Source organism: Megasphaera coli (assembly GCF_900095855.1).
Taxonomy (GTDB): domain Bacteria; phylum Bacillota; class Negativicutes; order Veillonellales; family Megasphaeraceae; genus Megasphaera; species Megasphaera massiliensis_A.
Window position 1 is genome coordinate 616,440 of the sequence record NZ_FMIY01000002.1, and the last position, 11,737, is coordinate 628,176.

Consider the following 11,737-nt stretch of genomic DNA (forward strand, 5'->3'; position numbering starts at 1 on the left):
TTGTCCCGTCTTGTATGATTATATTTAGTTTGGTATATAACAGGATTGTGCGAAAGGAGGGGGTATCATATGCTGCAGGTCTACAAACACATTAACGGGCACCTGGAAGACGACCTGTCCTTGGCCACTGCCGAGAAAGGCTCGTGGATCAACATCGTGAACCCCGACTTTGACGATCTGCAAATCGTTTCCATGGTGACGGAAATCCCGACGGACGTCCTTAAGACCGCCCTGGACACGGAAGAACGTTCTCACGTCGAGCTGGAAGATGATTATATTTTCGTAGTTATCAACATCCCGATCATTCTGGAAACGGACAGCTACGACACCTTGCCTCTCGGTATCTTCATTACGCCCGACTTCATTGTCACCGTCTGCATTCAGGAATCCGATGTCATGAAGGCGTTTACACAAAACAAGTATCCGCTCTTTTATACTTTCAAAAAAACGCGCTTCCTCTTTCAGATTCTCTATCGCACGGCAACCCTCTTTCTGCGGTACTTACAGCAAATCAACCATCGCAGCGACGACATTGAAAATATTCTGCGCCATTCCATGCGAAACAGGGAATTTTTCATGCTCCTCGAATTACAGAAATCCTTAACCTTTTTCGCTTCCGCTCTCAAGGGCAACGGCGCAGTCATGGAAAAGCTGCTTCGCCTGCGGCGCAATCAGTCACTTCATCACCTGCTCAAGCTCTATGAAGAAGACGAAGATCTCTTGGAAGACGTTATCATCGAAAACAAGCAGGCTATCGAAATGGTGGAAATGTACTCGAACATTCTCATGAATATGTCCGATACGTTCGCCTCCATCATTTCCAACAACCTGAATATTGTCATGAAGTTCCTCGCCTCCATTACGATCATCCTTTCCGTGCCGACGACCATCTTCAGTCTTTGGGGCGTAAACGTGCCTCTTCCCTTTGCGGAAAGCGAGTGGGGATTCTTCCTCGTCATCACGATTGCAATGATCGGTTCAGGCATTACGGTCGCCCTCTTGTGGCTGAAGAAATTATTCTGATCCCTTGTACAGCAAAAACCGCTCCCGCAGGAGCGGCTTTTTTTATCTTTCAAAGTGTACCATTGACTTGATCGGTTCAAAGCTCTTTCGGTGAATGGGACAGGGACCATAAGCCACAATGGCATCGCGATGGGCCTGCGTCAAATAGCCTTTATGTTCGCCAAAACCGTATTGCGGGTATTGTCCGTCGTATTCTTCCATAATTCTGTCGCGCGTGACCTTGGCAATAATCGATGCCGCCGCAACGGAAAGGCTCTTCCCGTCACCGCCTACGAGAGAAAGGTGCCGCATGGGTAAATCACGGAGAGGCATGGCGTCGACAATAACCGCATCGGGACGAACGGAAAGAGCTTCGACAGCCTCATACATAGCCGCCATGGTGGCATGATAAATATCAAGATTATCAATCTCCCGTTCCGACTTGGATACGCACGCAAGCGCGACGGCCTGCTCTGCAATAATATTGTAGAGCACTTCACGCTTATGAGGCGGCACCTTCTTGCTGTCGTTAATACCGGCATACATCCAGCCTGCAGGCAAAATGACGGCCGCCACCGTGACGGGTCCCGCCGCCGGGCCCCGTCCCGCTTCGTCGATACCCGCAATATAACGGGCTCCTTCTTTATAAAGTGCCTCTTCGTACTGCAGCATGACACGCAGGCGTTCTTCTTCGGCGCGGCGGCGAGCTTCCTTTTTCGCTTCCGCCGCGGCAAGACTGCGCACGGATTTACGGCTGTCCGCCGCCATAGCTGCAAGAAGGGGCATCATATGCGCCCCTTCTTGTGTAAGAAGTATCTTTATCTCCGCCAACGTAAGCTGCGCAATATCAGTCATCATCAGCTCCTGTATTCTCTTCGTCGGTCATGAAATCTTCGGGCCAATCCAAAGTAACGGCACCGATACGGCCTTCGCGGTAATCCTTTAAAATAAGTTTGTACGTCTTCTCGAAATCAAGCTTACCGCCCGCCACGACAGCCCCCCGCTTTTGACCGATAGCACGAATCGTATCCTGCGGCGTATCCCCCAGGTTTGTCAGATTGAATCTCTTTTTCAGGGCTTCACCGTAACGCCGCGACAATTCGTCTACCAGGGCGGTCACAATTTCTTCCATATCGAACACCGTGTCGGAAATGGCGCCCGTTGCGGCTAAACGCGAAGCGCTGAGCTGGTTTTCCAGCTTAGGCCAGAGGACACCCGGCGTATCGAGTAAATCGAGATTATCCGCCAAGTGAACCCACTGCTTTCCCTTGGTCTCGCCGGGCTTGTCCGCAGTCTTTGCCGCATTGCGGCCGGCCAGGCGGTTGATGAGCGTTGACTTGCCCACATTGGGAATGCCGAGGATAATCGTGCGCACGGAACGGTTCCCGAGCCCCCTCGCACGCCACCGCTCCAGCTTGGGCGCCGCCATCCCGCGTACGAGGGCGACAAGGTTCTTTACGCCCCTGCCGTCCTTGCTGCTGATAGCGATGACCGCCCTGCCGCACTCCCTGTAATAAGACTTCCATATGTCAAGAAGCTTCGGATCCGCCAGATCCGCCTTGTTGAGGACGACGACGGACGGCTTATCACCTAAGAGCGCGGCAATCATAGGATTGGCGCTGCTCACGGGAATGCGTGCATCTACGAGTTCAATGGCCACGTCGATGACTTTTAAATTTTCTTCAATGAGGCGTCCGGCTTTTGCCATATGGCCGGGAAACCAGTTGATGAGCATTGTTTATCCTTTGCGTTCTGCCGTTAATTCGAGAATTTCCGCAATAAATTCATCCACGTTCCTGGCTCCCATATCGCCTTGTGTGCGATGCCGTACGGAGACGGTGCCGCTCTGTGCCTCTTTATCGCCGATAACGGCCATGTAGGGAACCTTTTCCATTTGGGCCTTGCGAATTTTATAACCGATTTTTTCGTTGCTCTCATCCAGCTCGACGCGCACGCCGGCAGCTTTGAATTTCTTGCGCAGGGCAACGGCATAGTCCATGCGCTTTTCCGAAATAGGCAGGAGCTTGACCTGAACCGGAGCAAGCCATACGGGGAAAGCGCCGGCATAGTTTTCGATCAAAATACCGATGAACCGTTCGATACTGCCGAAGCAGGCGCGGTGAACCATAACGGGGCGATGCTTCTGGCCGTCTTCGCCGATGTAGGTCATATCGAAGCGTTCGGGCATGAGCATATCGAGCTGAATGGTGCCGCACTGCCAGGTACGGCCGATGGAATCTTTTACATGGAAATCGAGTTTCGGACCGTAAAAAGCGCCGTCTCCTTCATTGATCTGATAGGGCACGCCCTTTTCTTCAATAGCTTCCTGCAAGGTCTTCGTCGCCAGCTCCCAAATTTCGTCGCTGCCCATGGAATTTTCGGGCCGTGTAGAAAGTTCGACGTGATATTCCAGCCCGAAAGCACTGTACGCCTTGTGAAATAAATCAAGAACGCCCGTAATTTCTTCCTTCATCTGTTCGGGCAGCATGAAGATATGCGCATCGTCCTGTGTGAAGCTGCGGACTCGGAAGAGGCCGTGCAGGGCGCCGTGCAATTCATGACGGTGTACGAGGCCGAGTTCCGCCACGCGCATGGGGAAATCACGATAGCTGTGAACATTGCTCTTGTAGACGAGAATGCCGCCCGGGCAGTTCATGGGCTTAACGGCATACGGTTCATCGTCGATAGTCGTAAAGTACATGTTGTCGCGGTAGTGCTCCCAATGACCGGACTGTTCCCACAACCTGCGGTTCAGGATGATAGGCGTGCTGATCTGATCGTAGTCGGCTTCGTCATGCAGCCCGTTCCAGAATTTGAGCAGCGTCTGGCGCAAGACCATGCCCTTCGCATGGAAGAAAGGAAACCCCGGACCTTCTTCGTGAAAACTGAACAAATCCATTTCTTTTCCCAGCTTGCGGTGATCACGTTTTTCCGCTTCTTCCCGCATGCGGATGTATTCGTCCAGCTGGGACTGCTTTTCAAAAGCCGTCCCGTAAATGCGCTGCAGCATTTTGTTCTTTTCGTTACCGCGCCAATATGCGCCGGCAACGGAGAGAAGTTTAAAGGCCTTCACCTGACCTGTCGACATGACGTGCGGGCCGGCGCAGAGGTCATAAAACTCGCCCTGTCTGTAGAGGGAGATTTTTGTATGTGCCGGAAGCTCGTTGATTAATTCGACTTTATAAATTTCATCATCCTTGCCGAAGAGCTCCAACGCATCTTCGCGCGTAATTTCTTCATACGTTACGGGCAGGTTTTCTTTGACGATCTTGTGCATTTCCTTTTCTATAGCCGCAAAATCATCTTTCGTAAAACGATATTCCGTATCAAAGTCGTAGTAAAAACCGGTCTCAATGGCCGGACCGATGGCGACCTTGACATTCTTAAAGAGGCGTCGTACGGCCTGTGCCATAATGTGAGAAGCCGTATGGCGCAGCGTATCCTTCCCTTCCTGCGAATCAAAGGTCAAAAATTCCACGTGCGATCCGTCGATGAGAGGCATGCGCAGATCCGTCACTTCATTGTTTACTTTAGCGACGAGAACTTTCCTGGCCAGGCTGTTGCTGATTTGTGCAACTGCTTCTCCTAAAGTGCAGTTGTCGGCAAATTGTTTTTTACTGCCGTCTTTCAATACTATTTCTACCATACTGAACATCTCCTTTAAAATAAAAAATGACCTTTCATCCACAAGGGACGAGAGGTCATTATTCACGCGGTTCCACCCTAATTGCCGAGATTATTTCGGCATCTCTGACGCTATAACGGCGCGACCGTATCTGTTTCAACAGTAAGCTCCGAGACGGTAATGAAAACGGCATTTATGAAGCACTCGCAGCAAATGTGCTCTTCTCTGAATAAATGTAATCAAATTCATCATGTTCTCATCAAAGCGGTTATATACTTGATGTATGTTGTCATTATACGACCGTCGCTTATACCTGTCAAGCATAAAAAGCGGGCAAGTTCGAGCCGCCCCTTAAAAGAGCCGTTATTCAGCGTATGCCGTCACTTCCACTTCAACGAGAGCGCCCTTCGGCAATTCCGCGACGGCTACACAGGACCGTGCAGGCAGCGTATTGGTGAAGTATTTTCCGTATACGGCATTTACGGCGCCGAAGAAGTTCATATTCGTAATGTATACGGTTGTCTTAACGACATTATCGTACGACATGCCGGCAGCTTCGAGCAAGGCGCCGACATTCTTCATGCACTGTTCAGCCTGTGCCGTTACACCGCCGCCTGCGAGCCTGCCGCTTTCCGGGTCAAGCGCAATCTGTCCGGAAGCAAAAAGAACGTTTCCCGCTTTAATTGCCTGCGAATACGGGCCTACCGCACCCGGTGCCTTATCCGTTTTGATTACCTGTACTGCCATGTAAACCACTCTCCTTTTAAAAATACCGTATTCTCTGAGTGAGAGAAATAAACGTCTTTATATTATTCGGCGCTTTCCCCTTCTTTTCCTGCAATGGGATTTCCTTCACGGTCATACTTTTGGCGATGTAAACCGCAAATAAAATAAACGACCGTAATGAAAGCCATGTACACCCACGACGAGATGAGGGACATGCGCGTATCCGGATTGAACCACATGCCTATGGTCACCAGGCCGAGGAAGACGATACAAAACCAGTTGGCATAGGGAAAAAGGGGCGACTTGAAGGTATGCTTCGCCATGACCTCTTCTCCCCAGCGCTTGCGGAAATTCTTCTGCGAGTACGCCAGAACGAACCAGGCAATCATGCCCGGGAAGACGGACGCGCTGTAAAGGTAGAGGAAGAGCTTTGAATGAGGAATCATGTAGTTTAAAATGACGCCGATAATAAGAAAGCTGATTGTAACGCCGATACCGATACGCGGCACGCCCGACCTGGAAAGGCGTTTGAAGATTGCCGGCGCCTGACCTCTTTGAGCGAGCGTATAGAGCATGCGGCCCGAGCTGTACAAACCGCTGTTGCAGCCCGACAGGGCCGCCGTGAGAACGACAAAGTTTATAATACCCGCCGCCGTCGTAATGCCGACTTTCGTAAAGGTTGCCACAAAAGGGCTCGCTACGAAGCTGACCTGATTCCACGGGTAAATACAGAGGATAATAAAGATAGAGCCGATATAAAAGATGAGAATGCGCCAAACAATATTTTTCGTTGCCTTGCGGAGCGTTTCCTTCGGTTCCTGCGCCTCACCTGCCGTAATTCCGACGAGCTCCACACCCTGAAAAGCTGCCGCGACGACACACATGGCGGCGAGCATACCGCCGAAGCCGTTGGGCATGAAACCGCCGTGTACCCAAAGATTCTCAATGCCTACGGGAATTCCGCCGTTGCCGAAGCCGAAGATGATAACGCCGGCTCCGACGAGAAGCATGGCAACGATAGTCATGACTTTGATCAGGGCGAACCAGAATTCAAACTCACCGTAGTATTTAACGGCCGTCAGGTTGGCCGCCGCCACGATGACCATACCGCCGAAAGCGGCGACCCACTGCGGCAAGAGGGGAAACCAATATTTTACATAAATACCGACGGCCGTAATTTCGGAAAGGCCGATGACGACCCACATAAACCAATAACTCCACGCTGTTAAGTACCCTACATACGGGCTGATATACTTATGCCCATATGTAGCAAAAGATCCCGTAATCGGCTCCTGGTAAAGCATTTCCCCCATAATACGCATAATAAAAAACATGACGACGCCCGTTAATGCGTAGCAAAGCAGGACCGACGGACCGGCCATCATAATCGTGTCTGCAGAACCCATGAACAGACCGACGCCGATAGTACCGCCGAGGGCAATCATTTCTACATGTCGCGGCCGTAAGCCGCGTTTCATCTCTTCAGAATTCACGTTTGTTTCTTCTCCTTTATGGGTGTTTATTTAACGAGTACATGATACTGCCGTTCTTTCAACGTTTCCGTCAACTGTTCCACATGTTTTTCGTTGGCCGTTTCCAATTCCAGCGAAACTGCCGTATGACCGATACCCACACTGTGTTGACTTCGTTCGTGCGTAACCGACAAGACGTTGGCACCCGAGTCGGCAATAATGGACAGGAATTTGACGAGCTCGCCCGGCTGATCCGGCAGGACGGTACTCAAATAAACTTTCCGCCATGATTTGGTCAGACCGCGGTTAATAATACGCGTCATATTGTTGACGTCAATGTTGCCGCCGCTGACAAGGGAGACTACCTTCTTGTTGTGTACGCCCGATACTTTTTCGCTCATCAAGGCGGCTACGGAAACGGCGCCCGCCCCTTCGGCAACGGTCTTGACCCGTTCAATGAGCCATAAAATGGCCTCCGCTATTTCGCCTTCATCTACAGTGACGATATCGTCTACATAACGGCTGCAAATATCAAAGGTCAGTTTGCCGGGCGTCTTCACGGCAATACCGTCGGCAAGAGTCGCCTTGCCGTTATACGTCTGAATGGCACCGCCTGCGACGGATTCCTTCATAGACGGCATGTTGGCCGTTTGGACACCGATAATCTTGATTTTCGGATTAATACTTTTAGCCGCTACGGCAATACCCGAAATGAGACCGCCGCCGCCGACGGGAACGACAACGGCCTCCGTTTCGGGGAGCTGTTCCAACACTTCCAAGGCAATCGTTCCCTGACCGGCAATGACATAAGGATCGTCAAACGGATGGACGAACGTATAACCGTGCTCGTCGGCCAATTCCTTCGCCTTCGCCGCGGCTTCGTCAAAGAATTCTCCGTGCAGGACGACATCCGCACCGTAGCCTCGCGTCGCCGCAATCTTCATGAGCGGTGCGTGCCTGGGCATGCAAATCGTCGCCTTGCAGCCGTAACTGCCTGCAGCCAAGGCAACACCCTGCGCATGGTTACCGGCCGAAGCGGCAATGACGCCCTTTTCCCGCTCGTCTTCCGTCAGGGCGGCTACCTTATTGTAGGCACCGCGCAGCTTGAAAGACCCCGTACGCTGCAGATTTTCCAGCTTCAAGTAGACGGAACACCCGGCCACCTTGCTCACCGAATTGGAGTAAGACAGCCCCGTTTGTTGCGCTACCCCTTGCAAGCGTTCCCGTGCGGTTTTAATCATTTGTAAATTTACATGATCTTCTTTCATTTTGTCACCTCTTCTAAATTTACAAACAAAGATTTTACTTATACCTTTACTATACGAGATTGGCTTGTCCATTGTCAATGGATTTTTCTTATATTGCCAATATAGCAACCTCTTTTTAAGAATGGGCTTATGCCATGCCGATTCAGTAATTGTGTCATTTATCTGCAGTTGTCTTTATTTTTATCTGTCTTCTCTAATAGTACTTTTATTCTCTTCAAAAGATACTTCAACGAAAACAAAAAATCCCGCAACAGTATGTTTCCACACTGTTGCGGGATAAGGCGTGTAATCTCTTAGAGACCTTTTGCCTTCTTAACAGCTTCAATCAACTTGGGCACGACCTCAAACGCATCGCCTACAATACCGTAGTCGCATACTTGGAAGATAGGTGCGTCTTCGTCTTTATTGATAGCAATAATGCAATCGGAACCGGTCATACCGGCCAAGTGCTGAATGGCACCGGAAATACCGACGGCAATATAAAGCTTCGGCCCTACAGTTTTACCTGTCTGACCGACCTGGTGGAGAGCGTCGATCCAGCCTGCGTCAACGGCAGCACGGGACGCGCCGACGGCACCGCCCAGGAGATCCGCCAATTCTTTCAGCATGCCTGCAAAGGGGCCGCCGTCGTTCATACCGCGACCGCCGGCAACGATAACGTCGGCTTCTTCAATCTTAACACCGCCGCCGCCGAGCTTGATCATTTCAACGAAACGTGTTAAGAAATCTTTTTCCGTCAATTCGACATGCATATCGACGACTTCACCCTTGGCATTCGGATCCGCTTCGGGTTTCTTGAATACGTTCGGGCGAACCGTGCCCATTTGCGGACGGTTGTTGCGGCATACGATTTCAGCCATAATGTTGCCGCCCAAAGCGGGACGGGTCCACACGATAGTCTTGCCGTCATCATCGACAAAGAGGTTCGTGCAGTCAGCCGTAAGGCCGGTCTGCAATGCGTTGGCAACGCGCGGGCCGAGGTCACGGCCGATATTGGTTGCGCCTACGAGATATACATTCGGTTTTACTTCATTGAAGAAGTGAACCAACGCATGCGTAAACGCCGTTGTATTGTAATGCTCGAACTTCGGATCGTCATAAACATAAACTTTGTGCGCACCGTGAGCGATGAGTTCTTGCGCCAAAGGTTTAACATTGTGACCGATAAGTACGGCACCGATTTCATCACCGATCCCGTCAGCCAGTTGTTTGCCCTGACCCAACAGTTCTAAAGTTACGTTACGTAATTTGCCTTCAAATTCTTCAGCGATTACATATACGCCTTTGTATTCTGCTAAATCCATTTTCACGTTCCTCCTTAGTTATATAATTTTCTGCGCAGTTAAATTTTCCATCAAGGCAGCAACTGCCGCACTCGGATCTTCTTCTTTAATGATGAGACCCTGAGTTCTCTGAGGCGGAGTGAAAATTTTACGAACAACCGTCGGTGAACCTTTCAAGCCGATCTTTGTTTCGTCAACCTTAATATCTTCCGCAGACAGATGCGGGATTTCACGACGTTTAGCTTTCATCGTACCGCGAATGGTCGGAAAGCGCGGTTCGTTCAATTCTTTAACAGCCGTAATCAAAACGGGGAAATCCGCTTCCGTTACGATATAACCTTCTTCGTTCTGCTGTTTTACACGAACGGCGGAACCGTTAACCGTGATTTCAGCGGCATAGGTAATCTGCGGAATGCCGAGAGCCGTCGCAATTTGCGGGCCGACCTGAGCCGTATCGCCGTCAATAGCCTGTTTGCCGCAAAGAATGATATCAAACTGTTCAACACCCTGTAATTCGGCAACTTTTTTAACAGCCTGTGCCAAAGCGTACCCCGTAGCAAGTGTATCGGAGCCGCCGAGTTTTCTGTCCGTAAGGAGATATGCATCGTCAGCACCCATAGCTAAGCCTTCACGTAAAACTTCTTCTGCCTGATTCGGACCCATCGAAAGCAGTGTAACACGCACTCCTTCCTGGCTGTCCTTCAACTGAAGTGCCGCTTCGAGCGCATTTTGGTCAAACGGATTAAATATATTGGGAACGCCGGCGCGAATAACCGTATGCTTTTCGGGATCGATCTTGACTTCCGCCGTGTCCGGAACCTGTTTGACACACACTAATATTTCCATATTATGTCTACCTCCTAATAAAGTATTATTATATCACACGGGCCCGGCACAAAAGGCCGGACCCGTGTCATAAACAAATTTACCGTAAGACTGCGCCGGATACAACCATGCGCTGTACTTCGTTAGTACCTTCGTAAATCTGAGTGATCTTGGCGTCGCGCATATGACGGGCAACCGGATATTCTTCGCTGTATCCGTAGCCGCCGAAAATTTGGACCGCTTCCGTAGTAACTTCCATAGCGATATCGGACGCGAACATCTTAGCCATAGCGGCATCGACAGAATAGGGCTTGCCTTCCTGTTTCTTCATGGCAGCTTTGTACACAAGGTGACGAGCCGCTTCGATCTTCGTTGCCATGTCGGCAAGTTTGAAGGAAATCGTCTGGAATTTGCAAATCGGCCGGCCGAACTGAGCACGCTGCTTCGAATACTCGACGGCATCCGCCAATGCAGCTTCGGCAATACCGAGGGCCTGTGCGGCAACGCCGATACGACCGCCGTCCAGCGTCATCATTGCAATCTTAAAGCCTTTACCTTCCTGACCGAGGAGATTTTCTGCCGGAACTTTAACGTTCTGGAATACCAATTCCATCGTTTGGGAAGTATTGATACCCATTTTATCTTCTTTTTTACCGAAAGTAAAGCCTTCCATTCCTTTTTCAAGGATGAATGCGCTGATACCTTTCGTTCCCTGCGATTTATCAGTCATGGCAAAGACAATGTAAACATCGGCGGCACCGCCGTTGGTGATAAAAATCTTGGAGCCGTTCAATACATAATGGTCGCCTTCTTTAGCTGCAACAGTCTGCTGTCCTGCAGCATCCGTGCCGGCATTGGGCTCGGTCAAGGCGAACGCGCCCAACATCGTGCCTTCGCAAAGGGGTTTTAAATATTTTTCCTTCTGAGCATCCGTGCCGAATTCATAAATCGGGTTGGCACAGAGAGAAACATCGGCAGACAGCGTAATGGATACGCCGGCATCGTATTTAGCCAATTCTTCGACCGTCATGATGTAGCTCAATATGTCGGCACCGGCACCGCCGTATGCTTCGGGGAAATAGGTTCCTGCCAAACCCATTTCAAGCATTTCCTTAACAATCGCTTCATCATACTCATGCTTGTGATCGCGTTCCGACACGGTCGGCAACAACCGTTTTTCACCAAAATCCTTCGCTAATTTTACAAACATTTGTTGATCTTCAGTCATGTTAAAATCCATCTCTGCCACGCTCCTTTAGTTTGTGTAAAAATGTACATATAAGTAATGCTTATTCACACCGCCTACATTTCATTTTTCGCAACCTCTTCTCCGTGGATTTCGGAGTCGTAACCATAAAACATAGACTAAATGTGTAGAGAATAGACAGCCCTATTCCTCTTGTTTCGATTGTATATCTTTTCACATTTTAAATCAATACCAAAGTTATAATTCTCCTTATAAATACATTGCTTTTTTATTATTGCTTTTTAAATAGTTATTACTTTTTGTAATTTTGTTTCTTCCCTTTCACCTCC

General features: G+C 49.9%; 10 protein-coding genes. 1 reads left to right on the forward strand and 9 read right to left on the reverse strand.

Going from position 1 to position 11,737, the window contains the following annotated elements; genetic code table 11:
* Positions 1-69 precede the first annotated feature (69 nt).
* Positions 70-1,023, forward strand: a complete 954-nt coding sequence (locus BQ2674_RS03320) for a magnesium transporter CorA family protein (RefSeq protein ID WP_075572438.1) — start codon at positions 70-72, stop codon at positions 1,021-1,023.
* Positions 1,024-1,065: 42 nt separating this feature from the next.
* On the opposite strand, the gene BQ2674_RS03325 is transcribed toward BQ2674_RS03320, so the two are convergent.
* The 9 genes from BQ2674_RS03325 to BQ2674_RS03365 form a co-directional block, all read right to left on the reverse strand.
* Positions 1,066-1,857 carry a ribonuclease HII gene (locus BQ2674_RS03325; protein ID WP_075572439.1) on the reverse strand — a complete coding sequence of 264 codons (792 nt, stop codon included), beginning with the start codon at positions 1,855-1,857 and terminating at the stop codon, positions 1,066-1,068.
* Positions 1,850-2,737, reverse strand: a complete 888-nt coding sequence (ylqF, locus tag BQ2674_RS03330; RefSeq protein ID WP_075572440.1) for a ribosome biogenesis GTPase YlqF — start codon at positions 2,735-2,737, stop codon at positions 1,850-1,852. Before ylqF ends, BQ2674_RS03325 begins: the two co-directional genes overlap by 8 nt.
* A 3-nt stretch (positions 2,738-2,740) precedes the next feature.
* Positions 2,741-4,648, reverse strand: a complete 1,908-nt coding sequence (thrS, locus tag BQ2674_RS03335; RefSeq protein ID WP_075572441.1) for a threonine--tRNA ligase — start codon at positions 4,646-4,648, stop codon at positions 2,741-2,743.
* Between the two features lie 342 nt (positions 4,649-4,990).
* Positions 4,991-5,374, reverse strand: coding sequence for a RidA family protein (locus BQ2674_RS03340; RefSeq protein WP_075572442.1), 384 nt, complete (start codon positions 5,372-5,374; stop codon positions 4,991-4,993).
* A gap of 62 nt (positions 5,375-5,436) precedes the next feature.
* On the reverse strand, positions 5,437-6,831 hold the full coding sequence (locus tag BQ2674_RS03345) for an amino acid permease (RefSeq protein WP_075573339.1): 1,395 nt from the start codon (positions 6,829-6,831) through the stop codon (positions 5,437-5,439).
* 41 nt (positions 6,832-6,872) lie between these two features.
* Positions 6,873-8,093, reverse strand: coding sequence for a threonine ammonia-lyase (gene ilvA, locus BQ2674_RS03350; protein ID WP_075572443.1), 1,221 nt, complete (start codon positions 8,091-8,093; stop codon positions 6,873-6,875).
* A 293-nt stretch (positions 8,094-8,386) separates the two neighbouring features.
* Complete coding sequence (locus BQ2674_RS03355; protein ID WP_075572444.1) at positions 8,387-9,397, reverse strand: electron transfer flavoprotein subunit alpha/FixB family protein; 1,011 nt, start codon at positions 9,395-9,397, stop codon at positions 8,387-8,389.
* Between the two features lie 18 nt (positions 9,398-9,415).
* Positions 9,416-10,222, reverse strand: coding sequence for an electron transfer flavoprotein subunit beta/FixA family protein (locus BQ2674_RS03360; protein WP_075572445.1), 807 nt, complete (start codon positions 10,220-10,222; stop codon positions 9,416-9,418).
* Between the two features lie 79 nt (positions 10,223-10,301).
* Entirely contained in the window at positions 10,302-11,441 is a 1,140-nt protein-coding gene (locus tag BQ2674_RS03365; RefSeq protein WP_075572446.1) for an acyl-CoA dehydrogenase, read from the reverse strand.
* Positions 11,442-11,737 lie beyond the last annotated feature (296 nt).